Source organism: Roseateles sp. GW821-FHT02E12, assembly GCF_059421665.1.
Genome location: NZ_JBWKVK010000001.1, coordinates 521633 through 537777 on the forward strand (window position 1 = coordinate 521633; position 16145 = coordinate 537777).

Annotated in this window: 20 protein-coding genes and 1 riboswitch; of the genes, 10 read left to right on the forward strand and 10 right to left on the reverse strand. The window is 69.4% G+C overall.

Annotated features, from left to right (window positions below; translation table 11 throughout):
- Positions 1 to 188: 188 nt before the first annotated feature.
- Entirely contained in the window at positions 189 to 803 is a 615-nt protein-coding gene (locus AC07V5_RS02430) for an OmpA family protein (RefSeq protein WP_495113936.1), read from the reverse strand.
- Positions 804 to 1083: 280 nt separating this feature from the next.
- Between AC07V5_RS02430 and AC07V5_RS02435 the strand changes: the two genes are divergently transcribed.
- The 4 genes from AC07V5_RS02435 (at position 1084) to AC07V5_RS02450 (ending at position 4960) form a co-directional block, all read left to right on the forward strand.
- Complete coding sequence (locus tag AC07V5_RS02435) at positions 1084 to 1476, forward strand: GntR family transcriptional regulator (protein ID WP_495113938.1); 393 nt, start codon at positions 1084 to 1086, stop codon at positions 1474 to 1476.
- Positions 1476 to 2357 (forward strand): ABC transporter ATP-binding protein, encoded by an 882-nt coding sequence (locus AC07V5_RS02440; protein ID WP_495113940.1) that lies wholly within the window; start codon positions 1476 to 1478, stop codon positions 2355 to 2357. The genes AC07V5_RS02435 and AC07V5_RS02440 overlap by 1 nt, the downstream gene beginning before the upstream one ends.
- A 2-nt stretch (positions 2358 to 2359) precedes the next feature.
- A complete protein-coding gene (locus AC07V5_RS02445) occupies positions 2360 to 3817 on the forward strand; it encodes a hypothetical protein (RefSeq protein WP_495113942.1) in 1458 nt (485 codons plus the stop codon).
- A gap of 122 nt (positions 3818 to 3939) precedes the next feature.
- A riboswitch (cyclic di-GMP riboswitch) is annotated at positions 3940 to 4029 on the forward strand.
- A gap of 94 nt (positions 4030 to 4123) precedes the next feature.
- Positions 4124 to 4960, forward strand: a complete 837-nt coding sequence (locus tag AC07V5_RS02450; RefSeq protein WP_495113944.1) for a hypothetical protein — start codon at positions 4124 to 4126, stop codon at positions 4958 to 4960.
- Positions 4961 to 4966: 6 nt separating this feature from the next.
- Here the strand turns inward: AC07V5_RS02450 and AC07V5_RS02455 are convergent, their stop codons facing one another.
- Positions 4967 to 5416 (reverse strand): SRPBCC family protein, encoded by a 450-nt coding sequence (locus AC07V5_RS02455; protein ID WP_495113946.1) that lies wholly within the window; start codon positions 5414 to 5416, stop codon positions 4967 to 4969.
- A 95-nt stretch (positions 5417 to 5511) separates the two neighbouring features.
- The gene (locus AC07V5_RS02460; protein WP_495113948.1) at positions 5512 to 5988 is read right to left on the reverse strand and encodes a flavin reductase family protein; all 477 of its coding nucleotides are present in this window, start codon (positions 5986 to 5988) and stop codon (positions 5512 to 5514) included.
- Positions 5989 to 6126: 138 nt separating this feature from the next.
- Between AC07V5_RS02460 and AC07V5_RS02465 the strand changes: the two genes are divergently transcribed.
- A complete protein-coding gene (locus tag AC07V5_RS02465) occupies positions 6127 to 7047 on the forward strand; it encodes a M48 family metallopeptidase (protein ID WP_495115653.1) in 921 nt (306 codons plus the stop codon).
- 7 nt (positions 7048 to 7054) lie between these two features.
- Here the strand turns inward: AC07V5_RS02465 and AC07V5_RS02470 are convergent, their stop codons facing one another.
- The 3 genes from AC07V5_RS02470 to AC07V5_RS02480 form a co-directional block, all read right to left on the reverse strand.
- The gene (locus tag AC07V5_RS02470) at positions 7055 to 7687 is read right to left on the reverse strand and encodes a Crp/Fnr family transcriptional regulator (protein WP_495113950.1); all 633 of its coding nucleotides are present in this window, start codon (positions 7685 to 7687) and stop codon (positions 7055 to 7057) included.
- Positions 7688 to 7739: 52 nt separating this feature from the next.
- Positions 7740 to 8327 (reverse strand): helix-turn-helix transcriptional regulator, encoded by a 588-nt coding sequence (locus AC07V5_RS02475; protein WP_495113952.1) that lies wholly within the window; start codon positions 8325 to 8327, stop codon positions 7740 to 7742.
- Positions 8328 to 8534: 207 nt separating this feature from the next.
- Entirely contained in the window at positions 8535 to 9179 is a 645-nt protein-coding gene (locus AC07V5_RS02480) for an MBL fold metallo-hydrolase (protein ID WP_495113954.1), read from the reverse strand.
- Positions 9180 to 9271: 92 nt separating this feature from the next.
- Here AC07V5_RS02480 and AC07V5_RS02485 point away from each other — a divergent pair, with 92 nt between their 5' ends.
- Positions 9272 to 10090, forward strand: coding sequence for a DUF6597 domain-containing transcriptional factor (locus AC07V5_RS02485; protein ID WP_495113956.1), 819 nt, complete (start codon positions 9272 to 9274; stop codon positions 10088 to 10090).
- A gap of 80 nt (positions 10091 to 10170) precedes the next feature.
- The gene (locus tag AC07V5_RS02490) at positions 10171 to 10614 is read left to right on the forward strand and encodes a VOC family protein (RefSeq protein WP_495113958.1); all 444 of its coding nucleotides are present in this window, start codon (positions 10171 to 10173) and stop codon (positions 10612 to 10614) included.
- A gap of 24 nt (positions 10615 to 10638) precedes the next feature.
- Here AC07V5_RS02490 and AC07V5_RS02495 read toward each other — a convergent pair whose 3' ends face one another.
- Positions 10639 to 10848 (reverse strand): hypothetical protein, encoded by a 210-nt coding sequence (locus AC07V5_RS02495; protein ID WP_495113960.1) that lies wholly within the window; start codon positions 10846 to 10848, stop codon positions 10639 to 10641.
- Between the two features lie 262 nt (positions 10849 to 11110).
- Between AC07V5_RS02495 and AC07V5_RS02500 the strand changes: the two genes are divergently transcribed.
- Positions 11111 to 11446 (forward strand): hypothetical protein, encoded by a 336-nt coding sequence (locus AC07V5_RS02500; RefSeq protein WP_495113962.1) that lies wholly within the window; start codon positions 11111 to 11113, stop codon positions 11444 to 11446.
- Positions 11447 to 11487: 41 nt separating this feature from the next.
- On the opposite strand, the gene AC07V5_RS02505 is transcribed toward AC07V5_RS02500, so the two are convergent.
- A complete protein-coding gene (locus AC07V5_RS02505) occupies positions 11488 to 12177 on the reverse strand; it encodes a hypothetical protein (protein WP_495113964.1) in 690 nt (229 codons plus the stop codon).
- 110 nt (positions 12178 to 12287) lie between these two features.
- Here AC07V5_RS02505 and AC07V5_RS02510 point away from each other — a divergent pair, with 110 nt between their 5' ends.
- Positions 12288 to 12779 (forward strand): MOSC domain-containing protein, encoded by a 492-nt coding sequence (locus AC07V5_RS02510; RefSeq protein ID WP_495113966.1) that lies wholly within the window; start codon positions 12288 to 12290, stop codon positions 12777 to 12779.
- On the opposite strand, the gene AC07V5_RS02515 is transcribed toward AC07V5_RS02510, so the two are convergent.
- Together AC07V5_RS02515 and AC07V5_RS02520 are read right to left on the reverse strand one after the other, a co-directional pair.
- Positions 12772 to 14217 (reverse strand): aminotransferase-like domain-containing protein, encoded by a 1446-nt coding sequence (locus AC07V5_RS02515; protein ID WP_495113968.1) that lies wholly within the window; start codon positions 14215 to 14217, stop codon positions 12772 to 12774. The genes AC07V5_RS02510 and AC07V5_RS02515 overlap by 8 nt on opposite strands.
- Positions 14217 to 14801: a LysE family translocator gene (locus AC07V5_RS02520; RefSeq protein ID WP_495113970.1), complete on the reverse strand. Its 585-nt coding sequence runs from the start codon at positions 14799 to 14801 to the stop codon at positions 14217 to 14219. The genes AC07V5_RS02515 and AC07V5_RS02520 overlap by 1 nt, the downstream gene beginning before the upstream one ends.
- A gap of 103 nt (positions 14802 to 14904) precedes the next feature.
- On the opposite strand from AC07V5_RS02520, the gene AC07V5_RS02525 reads away from it, so the two are divergent.
- Positions 14905 to 16125 (forward strand): helix-turn-helix domain-containing protein, encoded by a 1221-nt coding sequence (locus tag AC07V5_RS02525; RefSeq protein ID WP_495113972.1) that lies wholly within the window; start codon positions 14905 to 14907, stop codon positions 16123 to 16125.
- Positions 16126 to 16145: the final 20 nt, after the last annotated feature.

Genomic DNA, 16145 nt, shown 5'->3' on the forward strand with positions numbered 1-16145 from the left:
GCGCGCTTCGGCAATTTTCAGCACGCCGTCGAGGGCCCCCAGGCGCACCCCTCAGGCAGCCAGGCTGCACATGGGCATCCCAACCCCTTGCAGCGTGGGCTACGGCTGGCCGGAGTACCCGAGCGCGGTATTCGCGTCGGGCAGGCAGCGGTTGATACCGGGCGAGAGCCGAGCGGCTCCCCCCCAGCTCAGCGCATCACGATCAGCTGAACACGCCGGTTCGTGCTGCGGCCTTCGCGGGTGTTGTTGTCGGCCAGGGGCGCAGATTCGCCGTAGCTGATGGTTGCCATGCGCGCCAGCGGCAGGCCGGCGCGGGCCAGGTGCAGGCGCACGGCTTCGGCCCGCTTGAGGCCCAGTTGCTGGTTGATCGTGTCGCTGCCGGTCGCGTCGGTGTGGCCCTGGATTTCGACGAACACCGGCTGGTTGTCGGCCTTGAGCTTGGCGACGATCTGATCGAGTTCCTGGCCGGCCTGCTCGGTGAGCTGGGCGCGGCCCGAGCTGAACTTGATCTTGTCATCGGTCAGCACGGCGCTCATCAGCAGGCCGGGTGGCTTGGGCAGATTGTTGAAGGCCTGGGTTCGCGCCGCAGCCTCCTGCTGCAGCAGGGCCAGCATGCGCGCCTCGCTGCCCTGCAGACGGCCATCCAGGGCCTTGAGGCCGTCGTCATGCGCCTGCACGCGGGTGCCGAGGCCGTCCACGCTGGTCTGCACCGGCGCGACGGTCTCCTTGACGAAATCCTTGGTGGCGCAAGCGCTCAGCAACAGGACGCTGCTGGCAACGATCAGGGGCGAAAGTCTCGACATCGGTAGGCTCGTGAAGGAAGAAGAGGCGCGACTCTAGGCAGTCCCTCCGGGGCAAACGTACCGAGCTGTGAGCAATCCTTGCGCCGTTAACCGGGCTGAACAAAGCCTTACCGTTCCGCACTACAGCGCGACGGGCACAGATCGGCCAAAGCCCCGCCCGGGCCTTCGGCTGCGCCCGAGCGATGCCGCTCAACGCCAGCACCCGCTCCACCGTTTCGTGCAAAGGCTTGACGGCAACTGTCCATGTGTACTATCGTACTAGTACACGTTGGCAGTACACATGGATCCCACCCACTTCGTCCACATCAACACCGGCTCGCCCGAGCCGATCTACCGCCAGCTCATCGAGCAGGTCAGGCGGCGCGTCGCGGCGGGGCAGCTGAAGGCGGGCGACGAGATCCCCTCCGTGCGCGAGCTGGCCCAGGCACTGGCCGTGCACCCCATGACCATCTCCAAGGCCTATTCGATGCTGGAGATGGAGGGCGTGCTGGAGCGCCGGCGTGGCCTGTCCATGGTGGTGGCGGCCCAGCACCAGAAGGCCCAGCCCACCGCCGACCGCGTCGAGTTGCTGCGCCCGACGCTGGAAAAAGCCGCTGCCGAAGCGCACCAGCTGGAGCTAACGAAGGCGCAGACCCTGCAGTTGTTCAAGACCATCCTCGACGAGCAAGCCTGATGACTCACTTTCCGCATACCGAATCCCCTAGCGCCCAACTGAGCGGCGTGAGCCTGTCCTACGCCGAAGGCAGCAGCGTGCTGCGCAACCTGGACTGGCAGCTGCTGCCCGGCCAGGTCGTGGGCCTGCTGGGTCGCAACGGCGCCGGCAAGACGACGCTGCTGGAAACGCTGCTGGGCCTGCGTGAGCCGCAGGCCGGCAACGTGAAGGTCTTCGACCAGGATGCTGCACGGCTGGACGACACGGCGCGCGCGCGCATCGGCTATGTGCCGCAGCAGAACGACTTGTTCGAAGGCTTCACGGCGACGCAGCTGCTGGCCTACTTCAGGAGCTTCTACCCGCGCTGGAACGAGTCGCGCGTGGAGGGCCTGCTGTCGCGCTGGGAGATCCCGCGCGACCGGCCTATCCGCAAGCTCTCGGGCGGCCAGCAGCAGCGCCTGTCCATCATCCGGGCTCTGGCCCACGAGCCCGACCTGCTGGTGCTGGACGAGCCCGTCGCCAGCCTGGACCCGGTGGGCCGGCGCGACTTCCTGCGCGAGCTGGTGGACCAGGTGCTGGACCGCGGTACCACCGTCGTGTTCTCCACCCACATCCTGTCGGACCTGGAACGCGTGGCCTTCAATCTCGCCTTCATGAGCCAGGGCCGCATCGCGCTGCAGGCCCCGCTGGACGAGCTGCTGGACCAGGTGCGCGCCTTCACCGGCAGCGTGTCCGAGATGGCCGGCCTGATGGGCCGCCTGGGCGCACAGCCCCTCAAGCGCACGCCGCTGGAGGCCGGCCGCGAGCGCGTGCTGGCGCGGCTGCCGGCCAATGCCGCGCTGCCGGCCGACGTGGCCGCCGACCGCGTGAACCTGGACGACTTGTTCGCCGAACTGACCTGACCATGACCGCAAGCTTCAACCAGATCCTGCTGGCGTTCTGGCGCCAGTCGAACATGGACAGCAGCCGCTGGTTCCGCCCCCTGTTCTACGGCGTGGTGCTGGCCGGCCTGTGCGTCGCGCTGTGGTTCATGCCGGTCATGCAGTTGCGCATCGCCATCGCCGGCACGGTGCTCGTCCTCGCGTCGTTCGGGCTGTGGGTGATGCTGCTCGTGAACCTGCTGGAGCAGAACCACCCCACCACCACCCGCCTCGTGCCCGGGCACCTGCGGCGGCTGCGCCAGGCCACGCTGATCGTCTGGCTCTTGATCAGTGGCGTGCAGGGTGTGCTGGCGTGGCTAGCGCTCGCGGGCAACGTGCCGCTGCCACCCCTGCTGCTGGCGGCCGCCGTGATCGGGGTCGTCGCCGCCTGGGGCCAGCGCCACTGGCTTTGGGCGATCGTGCTGTACGTGACCCCGTCCTTCATCGCGCCGCTGCGTCTGCACGAGCGCCTGGCACCGCAGTGGCATGCGCTGGTCGACTTCTGGCAGATCCAGCCCTGGGTCTGGCTGGCGCTGAGCCTGGTCGTGCTGGGTGCGTTGCTGGCGCGGATCTACGGCACCGGGGACGTCGACCACCGTAACACCTACGCGCGGCGGCAGAGCGCGCTCAAGCTGGCACGCAGCGGCATGGCCGGCAACCGCGGCAGCGTCAGCACGCCCGGACGCGCCGGCGAATGGTTCGCCCGGCCGGTCGACACGCTCGCGGCCAAGTGGCTCTCGCGGCTGCTGGCCCGGGCGCAGCCGCGACAGGCCAGCGTGATGGCGCGCGCCGAACTTGCGCTGCACGGCCTCCAGCACTGGCTGCGCCAAGGGGTGGGTGCGGCCCTGTCGCTGCCATGCATAGGCTTGGGCTTCGCACTGTTCTTCGCGCTGCTGAACGTTGGGCCGAACGCCATCTTCGGCAACGCGACGGGCGCCATCGGCTTTGTGCTGGCCCTCACCGGCTTCACTCCCGGCTTCGGGCTGCGCAACATGCTCTGGCATACCCGGCGCGAACAAGCGCTGCTGGTGCTGCTGCCCGGCATGCCTCAGGGCCGCCAGCTGAACCGCGCGGTGGCATTCATCCAGCTGCGCCACTTCCTGCTCGCCTGGGGCGTGACGACGCTGCTGCTGGGCGGCCTGCTGCTGCTGACCGGCAGTCCAGCGTTGCTGAGCCTGTCCGTAGCGGCCCTGCCGATGGGCATCCTGAACCTGACACGCGCACCCGCCACCATGCGCGCGCCCACGCCCTGGACAACCTCGAAGCCGGTGCTTGGCTTCTTCCTGCTGAACGCGGTGCTGTGGGGCTTGTGCGTTTGGCTGGACGGACTGGTCTGGCTGCTGGCCGGCATCAGCCTGGTGCTGAGTGCCGCGCTGCTGGCCTGGCGCTGGCGGGCGCTCAGCCAAGCACCATCGGCCCTGCCGGCCGGTCGCGCGGCCTGAGCAAGCCGGCCGCAAGCTTCAAAAAACCGCTCGTCGCGAGCCTCGCACCGCTCGCCGGGCGGGGGTGTTTGTTCGTGAACTGGCGCACGGACAAAACACGGCTTACATCCGCACACTGACGTCCATGCAGTCGGCAAACCCGTTGAAAGACGGGGACGCAAAGCCTCCGGTCTTCGTGCCTTTCCAGGGCAACAGATAGCGGGGCCGCCCTAGGCGGACAAGGACATGTCCGCAGCGTGGCACACGGGGAGGTGCCGGCTACTGCCTCGTAGCCCCACCCTTTGCATCAACCCGAAAGACCACGCCATGAAGTTCCAAGCCACTGCCCTCAGCGCAATTTCTGCTGCCCTCGCTCTGTTCGCCCAGGCCAGCTTCGCCGCTGACCCGACGGCCCAGCTCACCGGCCTCGTGCGCATCGTCAAGAGCGACGGCCAGACCGTCATCGCCCAGGCCGCACCGATGCTCGTCGCCGCCAACGGCACCGCCTCGGGCGCGATGCCGCAGATCACCGTCAGCGAGAAGGACGCCTTCATCTCCAGCCTCGGTCGCTGCGCCTTCAACTTCAAGTACGACGAGGTCAGCAACACGGCCGTCGCCACCAGCGCCAACCGCATCTACAGCAATGACACACTGATCGCGCAGAACACGCAGATCGCGCTGGTGCCCAAGGTCGTCAAGACGATCTGGACGCAGCCCTATCTCTTCGCCGGCGCCAACAACGTGAAGGTCGTCGTCAACGTCGACGGTGTGCCGAGCACGGGCTGGGTGCGCATCAACGTGACGGGCACCTGCGGCAAGCCCGTCGCCGCGCCGGCCCCGGCGCCCGTGGCCTCGGCGCCTGCGCCTGCTCCGGCGCCAACGCCGGCACCCGTCGTCTACATCCAGCCCGGCTCCGGTGACTGGAACAACCTGAACAACGCCTGGGGCTACAGCAACTACGCGGTGACCCAGCTCAAGGGCAAGGGCTACGCCAAGTACGACGCGCTGGTGCGCCTGAACGCCACCCTCACGGCCGCCATCAACGCCAAGAAGATCGCGTCGGGCGAGTACGGCTCGCTGATGGCGGCGTGGAACGCGCTGCTGGCCGACCCCGCCTTCAAGGCCGCGATGGCAGCCGTCGTGCCGACGCCAGGCGTCAAGTAAGTCGCCCTACTGCTGGATTTCCGGCTCGGCCAGCTGGGCCAGCAGCGTCAACGACTCCTGCCAGCCCATGTAGCAGGCCTGTACCGGGATCAGGGCCGGGATGCCGCTCTGCTCGACGCGCATCTCGGTGCCGCAGAACACCGGCTCCAGCCAGACCGTCGTCGTCATCTCGCCAGGCAGGTTGGGGTCGTCGAAGGTGGCCGTGTAGCGCAGCTTGCGGCCCGGCTCCAGCTCCAGATAGCGGCCGCCGAAGCTGTGGCCGTTGCCGGTGGTGAGGTTGGTGAAGGACATGCGCCACTCGCCGCCCACCACCGGGTTCATCGCATGCACGGTGGCGAAGAAGCCGTGCGGCGGCAGCCATTTGGCAAAGGCCTCGGGCGTCGTGAAGGCGCGCCAGATTCGCTCGGGCGGGCAGCGCAGCACGCGGTGCAGCGTGATGGTGTTGGTGGTGCTCATGGTGCGTTTCCTGAAGGGTCAGAGGACGATCCTCTGCCATGACGACGATCAGAGCCTGCCCGGATCGACAACGCAAACCCAGGACTTACCCGCTGTCACAGCGGCAACTCGGTGAAGTACCGCCCGCCGTGAAAGATCAGCGGCTGGGCGCCGGCCCGCGCCGTGCAGCGCTCCACCTCGCCGACGAAGATGACGTGGTCGCCCTCCTCGTACTGGCTGCGGTTGGCGCACTCGAAGGTGGCCACGGCGCCGTCCAGCACCGGCGCGCCGCCCGCACCCTCGCGCCAGGGCACGCCGGCGAAGCGGTCGATGTCGCGCATGGCGAAGCGCTGGGCGAGCTGCATCTGGTCAGCCGCGAGGATGTTGATCGCGTAGTGCGTGCCGCGCGAGAACACCGGCAGCGAACCCGCACGCCGCGCAAGGCTCCACAGCACCAGCGGCGGGTCCAGCGAGACGGAATTGAAGGAGTTGGCGGTGAGGCCCACGAGGCCGCCGTCCGCCGAGCGCACGGTGACGATGGTCACGCCGGTGGCGAACATGCCGAGGGCGGCGCGGAATTGCTGGCTGTCCATGAGGGTGATTGTCGCTACGGCACGAGGGCTCGTCCTCGTCCTACGAAACGGCCGCGATCGTCATCGCACAATGCCGGCATGGATGCCGCCGACTTCATCGTTAACGACGACCTTCAATTCACGAACCCGCCGGCCCGGATGTTCGGCGCCTGTGCGGATTGCGCCGCCGGCCGCTGCGCGCCGCCCGCCCAGCGCGGCAGGCGCCTGTTCACCGGCCTGCTCGGCGCTGCGGCGCTGTCGCCCGCCTTCACGCCGGCCTGGGCGCGCGAGGGCGTAGACGTCGGCCCCAAGAGCAAGTTCACCGGCTTCGTGTCGGCCGAGCAGCTGGAGAACGCCGGCGGCCAGCAGTACACGCAGATGATGCGCGAGGCCAGCCAGCAGCGCGGCCTGGCCCCCATGGAACACCCGCAGTTGCAGAGGCTGCGCTACATCGCCCAGCGCATCATTCCCTTCAGCTACGAATGGAACGACCGCGCGCGGCAGTGGAAGTGGGAGGTCAACCTGCTGGGCAGCCCGCAGCTGAACGCCTTCTGCATCCCCGGCGGCAAGATCGCCTTCTATTACGGCATTCTCGAAAAGCTCAAGCTGGAGGACGACGAGGTCGCCGCCATCATGGGCCACGAGGTGGCGCACGCGCTGCGCGAACATGCCCGCGAGCGGGTCGGCAAGACGGCCGCGACGAACGCGGTCGTCGAGCTCGGCTCGGCGCTGCTGGGCCTGGGCAACCTGGGCCGCACCGCGGCGGGCATGGGCGCGCAGCTGTTCAGCCTGAAGTTCAGCCGCGACGACGAGACCGAGGCCGACCTGGTGGGCATCGAGCTGTCCGCCCGCGCCGGCTACGACCCGGCAGCGGCCGTGCGGCTGTGGGAAAAGATGATGGCCGCCAACAAGGGGGCGCCGCCGCAGTGGCTGTCCACCCACCCGGCCAGCGGCACCCGCATCCGCGACATCCAGGCCAATCTGCCCAAGGTGGAAGGCCTCTACGCGCGCGCGCCGCGGCCGGACAAGCGCTTCCCCCTTGCGCCGCCGCTCAAGGCAGCACCGCAAGCCAACGGCTGACTGCCGCTCACCAACGGGCAGGTAGATTCTTCAGGCGCTTGTATTCGCCGGCGGCCACGCGCTTCAGGTAGCCGCCCAGCTCCAGATCCTTGACGAGCTTGGACACCATCTCGCGCGAGCAGCCCAGGCGCTGGGCCATGCCCTGGTGGGTCAGCGCCAGGTGGCGGCCATCGCCGGTGGACTCGTCGACAAGGTTCTTCAGGCGGCCATAGACGTCGTTCAGCGCCAACTGCTTGGTCGACAACGTGGCCGCCCGTGCGCGGCGGATCACCTTGGTCAGCAGCTCGAAGGCGAACTCGGGGTGCTCGCTGATGTGGGTCAGCAGGCTGGCCCGCGTGACCATGACGAGACGGCTGCCTTCCTCGGTGATGACACTGGCCGAGCGCGGCCCGCCGTCCAGGCTCATCTCGCCGACGTATTCGCCAGGGCCGTAGACGCCATAGGTGATCTCGCGGCCGCGCACGTCGCTGGCGAAGGCGCGCAGCGAACCGGACAGGATCAGGTAGAGGTTGTCGCCGATCGAGCTCTCCTCGATCAGCACGACGCCCTTGCGGTAGCTGCGCGCCATGCCGCGCACGGCCAGCAGCCGCAGCGAGGGCGGCAGGGCCAGGAGTTCGTTGTCGAGGGAGTCGTCAGCCATCCGAGCAACGCCGGGGCATGAGGCCCACGGCGCGCCAGGATGTTAGTTCACGTCAATTGACCAGCTTGGCGGGGCGCAGCGACGACACCAGCGGCGGCAGCAACGCGAGCTGGCGCAGCAGCTCACCAATGCTGTCAGCGCCGCTCTTGGCGCGGATGCTCTGGATCTGGCTGCGCACCGTCGAGATGGCCACGCCCTGGCGCTGCGCAACCTCGGTGGGTTTCACGCCGTTGGACAAGGCCTTGAGCACCTCGGTCTCGGCCGGTGTCAGCTGGTAGCGCAGCGCGAACCACTGCGCGGCCAGATCGCCGCAGAGCTGGCGACGCTCCAGGATCAGCAGCACGGCGGCCTGGCTGACGTCGCGGTTGAGCGGCACGACAACGACGTTGGCGCGGCCGCATTCAGCGCGGTCGTCGCCCAGGCGCAGCAGGCAGCGGCGGCCGCTGGCCTCGGCGCCCTCCAGCGCCTCGGCCAAGGGCACCGCGTCGGTCAGCAGGCGCGCGCGCAGATGCTGGCCGACGAGCTCGAGCGGGTGGTTGTCATCCAGCGACGCACGTGCCGCGAGATTGGTGTGCAGCACGCGGCCAGTGCCGTTGAGCAGCAGGACGCCATGGTCCAGCTCCTCCAGCACCAGGCTCATCCACTGGTTGGATAGCGAGGCCGCCGCACGGCGTTCACGGGGACGAGAGCCGGGGACTTGGCCCGGCTGTACAAACTCGGACATCCACATCGAAGCACTCCTCGGCCCACCCCATGCGAGCCATCCTTAAAGCGTAGGAGAGCACGTTTGGCCTGAGGCGTAAATGTTGCGGGATGTGTTTGTGAACGAATTACAGCGGACCGTCGTTCAGGCGCCATCTGCAACATAGGGATTGCTCCGGCGCTCCCTTCCGATGCTGCTTTCCGGTCCATGGCCCGGAATGAAGATGGTGTCGTCACCCATCGGCCACAGCCGGCCTCGGATGGCGTCGAGCAGTTGCTGGTGGTTGCCGCCGGGGAAGTCCGTGCGGCCGATGCCGCCGGCGAACAACACATCACCCACGAAGGCGCGCCGGGCCGAGGCCGAGTGGAAGACGACATGACCGGGCGTGTGGCCAGGGCAGTGGCGCACGGCCAGCGTCTCCTGGCCGATCTGCACCGTGTCGCCGTCGTCCAGCCAGCGGTCGGGCGCGAAGCCCTCGGCCGGCGGGAAGCCGAACATCTTGCTCTGCTGCGCCAGGCCATCGATCCAGAACTGGTCGCCCGGGTGGGGGCCAATGATGGGCAGGCCCTGCTCGCGTGCGAGCTGGCCGGTGCCACCGGCGTGGTCGATGTGCGCGTGGGTCAGCCAGATGGCCTTCAGGTTCAGGCCGCGCTCCTGCACGGCCGCCAGCAGCCGCGGCAACTCGCCGCCGGGGTCGATGACGGCGGCGTCCTTCGTGATGTCGCACCAGACGAGGGAGCAGTTCTGCTGGAACTGGGTGACGGGGAGGGTCAGGTACTGCAGGGCCATGGCGGTGCCGGCGACGGCTGGCGAGGTTTGCGAACGGGATGCCAATGTATCGGCGCTTGCATCCCGATTGAGTCCGCTCTACAAGGCAGCGCATGTTCGTTCGCCAACGCCCCTCCCCGCCGCTGGCGGCCTACGTCGACAGCCTCTGGTACAGCGAGCGCGGCGCGCTGCCGCACACCCGCGAACGCAGCCTGCCGACCGGCTGCGCCGACATCGTCGTGCCACTGCTGCAGGACCACCTGATCCGCTACGACAGCGAGCAGGACGCCCATGCGCGCCGGTTGCGTGGCGCCATCGTGCAGGGCCCGTCCGATCGATTCGGCGTGCGCGGCACCGAAGGCCCCTCGGCCGTGGTCGGCGTGCACTTCACGCCCGTTGGCGCGGCGGCGTTCTTCGGTGGCGCGTTGCCAGAACTTCGCAACCGCACGGAGTTACTCGAGGATGTCTGGGGCCCCGCATCCCGCGAGTTGCGAGAGCGGCTGCAAGCCACGGGATCGCCGCAGCAGGCATTGCAACGCTTGAACGACTTCCTGCTGCAGCGGCTGGACGCGAGCGCGCCACCAGACCCCCTCGCCGCCTTCGCGATCGAGGCCTTTCGGCGCGATCCGGCCGGCGCACGGGTGCAGCCCGTGCAGCGCGAAAGCGGCTGCTCCCCCGCACAGTTCATCCGTCGTTTCGAGCAGGCCGTGGGGCTCACGCCCAAGCGCTACGCGCGGGTGCTGCGCTTCAACCTGCTGCTGCCGTCATTGGTGCGTTGCGGGCCGCGCGACTGGGCGCAGATCGCCGCGGGCGCCGGCTACTTCGATCAGTCGCACCTGATTCGCGAGTTCCGGCAGATCGCGGGCATGGCACCCGGCAGCTATGCGCCCGTGCAAGCCGATCAGCTGGCGCATGTGGCGCTGGCACGCTGAAAAAATATCCAATACACCGCCCACCCTCGCCGCCTAGGCTGCGCTCCTCGCGGCAGGTCGCCGCACGAAGGAGAGGTTCCATGAGCGAGATCCACGAAGTGTTCCCCTACCTGATGGTGCGCGACGCCAAGGCCGCGATCGCCTTCTACAGCCAAGCGTTCGGTGCAACCGAGCTCTTCCGGCTTGTCGAGCCGTCGGGCCGGATCGGACACGTCGAACTTCAGCTCGGCCCGGTGGTGCTGATGGTGTGCGACGAGTTCCCGGAGTACGGCATGGTGGGACCGCAAGGCGACCGGTTCACCGGCTGCACCATCCACCTTCACGTCGACAACGCCGACGTGATGGCCGAACGCGCGGTCGCGGCTGGGGCGACCGTGGTGATGCCACCCACCGATCAGTTCTACGGCGAACGCTCGTGCCGGCTGCGCGATCCTTTCGGCCACGCGTGGCTGCTTGGCCATTCAATCGAGAAACTGGCGCCTGAGGAAATGCAGCGGCGCTACACCGCCATGATGGCCAGCTAGGGCTTCTGCCCGGCTGCCAAGCGGTCAGTGCTGGCGATCCCGCAGGCTGAACATGAGGAAGCCGCCCAGCAAGGCGGTGATCAGCGACGCCATGCCCGACCCGAACAGCGGATGGTGGCCCCACAGGGCCAGGTCATGGTGTTTCAGCGCATGGCCGAACGACAGGCCCAGGAAGGCCAGGCCGATGAGCGCGGCACCCAGCAGCAGCGATACGAAAGCGTGTTGAGCGTTCATGGACATCTCCGACTGCAACTTCGAGTTCCTGTTTTAGCGGCGGACCCCGCCGATGACGAGGCCCGGATCGGGGGACCCGTCATCAAGCATGAGGACTCCGACACGCTTCAGGCACCCAAGATACTGTACAAATAAACAGTATCATGCGGCATCGCAGTTGTCAGGGTGCACACCCAGGCGTTTCAACCCAGCGGCCTGAGGGTCGCTGGGCTTTTTTTGTGCTCGCGGCCGCATCGAGGCGCCGCCAGACAATCCGCCTTCCATGCCGCGCCGCCCCTCCCGCGATCACCACCACGTCTACGTCGTGCTGCTGTCGGAGCGCGTGTGGAATGAACCGGCCTTCCGCAAGGCCAACCCCAGCCACGACATCGTCAAGCCCTGCCTTTACGTCGGCATGACAGGCCTGGACCCGGACCTGCGCTTTGACCGCCACATGGCCGGCGTGCAGGCCAATCGCTTCGTCCTGAAGTACGGCGTGCGCTTGATGCCCGAGCTCTATGAGTTCTACAACCCCATGCCCTATGACGCGGCCCGCGACATGGAGGTGGAGCTGGCCATCGGCCTGCGGGAAGCGGGCTATGCGGTGTGGCAGGCGTAGGCCGCGGCGCAGCCAAGGCGTCGCGCGGCAGTGGGCTTGACTCAGTCCCTCAGGCCACGCGCCCAGACGCGGTCCGCGGCCTCGAACATCGTCCGGCCGTTCAGCATGACCGGGTCGCGGACGAGGGCCAGCCAATCCAGCGTGTCGTGGTGGCTGCCGGGAATCAGGTCGGCTGATCGCTCGGCCACCAGCCAGGCGTGCAGCTGGGCATAAAGCGCCGGATGACGCGCCTGCGCCCAGGCCAGGCCGACGAGGTCGCCATAGGCTTCCTCGCGGCGCGTGGAGCGCATGTTCAACCAGGCCTGCTGCAGATCCGGCGCCAGGCCGTCCGGCGGCTTGGCGGCGACGAAGCCGGCCGGCAGGCCATGCCAGGCGCCATCCAGATAGCGGCGGCAGTGGCCCAGTTCATGGGCGGCCATCAGCTCCAGGGCCGGGCCGCGCAGTGCGGGGTCGATGGCATCGATCTGACGCTGGCCTTCCGGGTTGCCGCGCATCGACAGCACCAGCTTGCAGCGGCCCTCGACAAAGCCCAGCGCCAGCGGCGCCGTACCGGGCTCGGCCTGGGGCTGCACGACGATGTCCAGCGGCAAGGCCAGCGCCTGGCGGGCATGCGCAACGACGGGCGCGATGCCCTGCAGCCAGCGCGTTTCCAGGGCAGTCAGATCGGCGGCTTGAGCGCTCTGCGACAGCGCGGCGGATACAAAAGCAAAGGTGGAAATCAGACGTCTCAACACAGCAGACACTCCTTGCGAGCATCTTCGGATGGGAGCGGCCGAGTCTTGACGGCGCTGCGCCGGGCATCCGTGAACTATGCGGACGAAAGCTGCGCTAAGGTGTTTCCATGAAAACCATGCGCGACCTCATGACGCCGCCGGCCCACATCCAGGGCCGTGTCGAGGCCATCGTCGTGCGCGGCACACCGCGCGATCCGGCCCGGTGCATCGAACAGACGACGGCGCTGGCCGGCATCGGCCTGGCCGATGACCGCCTCGGCAAGCGCGGCGAGGCCGAGTTGTCGACGCGCCAGGTCACGCTGATCCAGCAGGAGCACCTGCCACTGATCGCGGCATTTGCACGCAGCGGCCCCATCGACCCGGTGGACCTGCGCCGCAACCTCGTCATCTCCGGCATCAACCTGCTGACGCTGAAGAACGCCAAGGTGCGCATCGGCGAGGCGCTGATCGAGATCGTCGGCCCCTGCGCGCCGTGCTCGCGGATGGAGGAGGTCATCGGCCCGGGTGGCTATGCCGCGATGCGCGGCCATGGCGGCATGACGGCGCGCATCCTCGAAGGCGGTGCCATCCGCGTGGGCGACACGGTGAGCGTCAGCTGACCCGGCTGCGCGCCCGCTCCAGCACCCGCTGCACGCTGGTGGCCGCGCTGAGCTGACTCTGCAAAAACTCCGCCAGCCGCGGCTGCTGGCTGAAGGCAGCATTGAAGCGGATGTGGGCGTCACGCGCGCCGTCGGCGGCGAAGGTGGCGCCGCGCACGAGCAGGATGCCGCTACGGAAGGCCTCCTTCACGACACCATCCACATCGACGCCAGCCGGCAGCGCGCCCCACAGGAAGAGGCCGCCCTCACCCGGGTGCTCCAGCAGCACGCCGGCCTGGCGCAGCTGCTGCGTGGCGGCCGCGCGGGCACCGGCCAGGCGTTGCTGCAAACGGTCCAGGTGCTTGCGCCAGCGGCCGGCGGCCAGCACTTCCAGCAGCACGAACTCGTTGAGCGCAGCAGTCGTCAGCACCGAGATGATCTTCTCGCGCATCAGCGCCTTGATGAGCGCCGGCTCGGCGGCCATGTAGCCCAGGCGCAGCGCCGGGCTCATGGCCTTGCAGAAGCTGGAGTAGTAGATGACGCGGTCCAGCCCCGACAGCTGCGCCAGGCGCGTCGGCGCGCCGGGGTGGAAGTGGCCCTGCACGTCGTCCTCGGCGATCAGCAGGTCGTGGCGCTGGGCCAGCATCAGCACGCGGTGCAGGTTGGCTGCCGTGCTGCCCCAGCCGGTGGGGTTGTGCAGCACGCTCTGGATGAAGAGCAGGCGCGGGCGGTGCCGGGTGCAGGCGGCGTCGAGCGCTTCGAGGTCGATGCCGTCGGGCCGGCGGGGCACGGGCACGATGGTCACGCCGGCCTGGCGCAGGCGGTCGAAGAGCAGGAAATAACCCGGCGTCTCCACGGCCACGGAATCGCCCGGGCGCAGGAAGGCGCGGCAGATCAGGTCGATGGCCTGGGTGCCGCCATAGGTCGTCAGGATGCGGCCGGCGTCCACCGCCATACCCTGCCCCCGCAGCAGCATCGCGATGCGCTCACGCAGCTCGGGCAGCCCCTGCGGCGGGCAGCGCGAGGCCATGCCGGCGCTGGCGCGCGCCAGGCCGCGCTGCACGGCAGCGGCGGGGATGGCGTCCTCCAGCCAAGTGGCCGGCAGCGCGCCGCTGCTAGCCAGCAGCACACCGGCTTTCTGGTCGTTGGCCTGCTGGGCCAGCCAGACAGCCTCCTGCTCCTCGCCGGCCTCCACGCGCGCCGCGTCGGGCATGGCGTCGGCCGGCCCCTCGGTGACGAAAAAGCCGGCCGTGCCGCGTGAATCGACGAGGCCGGCGGCCACGAGGCGGTCATAGGCGACGACCACGGTGTTGGGGCTGACACCCAGGCGCGACGCGAGCTGGCGGATGGAGTTCAGCCGCGCGCCGGGGGGCAGTTGCTGCGTGGCGATGAGGCCGTGCAGCCGCTGCTCGATCTGGTCGGCCAGCGGCGTGGGCGAATCACGGTCGAGAGAGAACATCAGCGCAGCAGCATCAAGGCGAGCACGACCAGGGAGGCGGCCATGATGACATTGAAGGCCCGCCGCCGTGCCGGGTTGGACAGGAAGCGGCCGATGCCGGTGCCGAACAGCGCCCACATCGAGATGCAGGGGAAGCCGACGATCGCGCCCAGCCCGCTGACCAGCAGCGCGCCCGCCGTCAGGCCGAGCTGCGTGGGCATGAAGACCGAGGCCACCGTCACCGCGCGGATCCAGCTTTTCGGGTTGACGGCCTGGAAGAGCACCGCCCGCGCGAAGCCCAGCTCCTCGGGCGGACGGTCCTGGGCGACCGGGCTGCCGGCCAGGCGCCAGGCCAGCACCAGCATGTAGAGGGTGCCGGCCAGCTTGAGCGCGGTGTGCAGGGCCGGCCAGGCCACGAAGAGGGCACCCAGGCCCATGCAGGACGCGAAGGTCAGCGTGGCGACGCCGCACACCATGCCCAGGATGGCGGGCAGCGTGCGCTGGTAGCCGTGGTGGGCGCCGCTGGCGACCAGCATCATGTTGTTGGGGCCGGGCGTGCTCGACATCAGCGCGCAGTAACTCAGCAGGGGCAGCATTTCGTTCATGCGGCCATTGCAGCGCCCGGCAGCGGCGGCGTGAAGCTACAGCGGGGGCCACCGCGCGGCGTGCTGTATCAGCCGCAGGACCTGCACAGCTAACCTCGCGCCCATGGACTCGCTTATCTCCGCCGCCGCACGGGCATTGGCCTCGGGCGATGCACTCGCCGCCCTCAAGCACGTCGCCCTGCGCGACGACCCACCGGCCCTGGCGCTGCGCGGCATCGCCATGGCCCAGCTCGGCGAGCTGGCACGTGCCCGCGAGCTGCTGCGGCGCGCGGCGCGCGGGCTCGGCACGCAGGAGGAGCTGGCGCGGGCGCGCTGCGTGGTGGCCGAGGCCGAGGTGGCACTGGCCCTGCGCGACTTCAGCGCCGCACCGCGCGCGCTGGAGGCTGCGATGGCCGTGCTCGAGGCGCGCGCCGACCGCGCCAATGCGCTGCAGGCACGGCTGATTGCGGCGCGCCGGCAGCTGCTGCTCGGCCGGCTTGACGCTGCGGCCGCGCTGCTCGAACCGGTCGACACCCAGGCCCTGCCACCGCTGCTCGCGGCCGTCGCGGCGCTGGCGGCCGTGGAGCTGGCGCTGCGGTCGCTGCGCATCGCCGACGTTCACGCGGCGCTGCAACACGCGGCCCAGGCCGCCGCGCGGGCCGACGTGCCGGCCCTGCAGGCGGAGATCGCCGAGGCGGGCGCCGCGCTCGAACGCACGGCCGCGCGCCGGCTGGTGGGGGGCCAGTGGCAGCCGCTGCGCCTGCACGAGGTGGCCGCGCTGATGGGTTCGGGCGCCCTCGTCGTCGACGCCTGCCGGCACGTCTTGCGCGCGGGCGACCTGCTGCTGCCACTGGCGCGCCGGCCCATCCTGTTCACGCTGCTGCGCGCGCTGGCCGAGGCCTGGCCGGGCGATGCCGACCGCGACGCGCTGATCGCCCGCGCCTTTCGGCTGCGCGATGCCGACGAGACGCACCGCGCGCGGCTGCGTGTCGAGATCGGCCGGCTGCGCAAGCTCGTCGCGCCGGTCGCCGGCATCGAGGCCACCGCCAGCGGCTTCGTGCTGCGGCCGCTGCAGGAGCGCCCCGTGGCCGTGCTCGCACCGCCCGTCGACGGCGATGCCGGCGAGCTGATGGCGCTGCTTGCCGATGGCGCGGCCTGGTCCACGTCGGCCCTGGCGCTGGCCCTGGGCGACAGCCAGCGCACCGTGCAGCGCGAGCTGGCCGAGCTGGAGGCCGGCGGCCGCGTCCGAGCGGTGGGCCAGACGCGCGCGCGCCGCTGGCTGGCGCCGCCACTGACCGGATTCACGACGATCTTGTTACTCCCCGCCGCGCTGCCGCTTGGCTAAGGTTGCGCCATCGCAAGTCG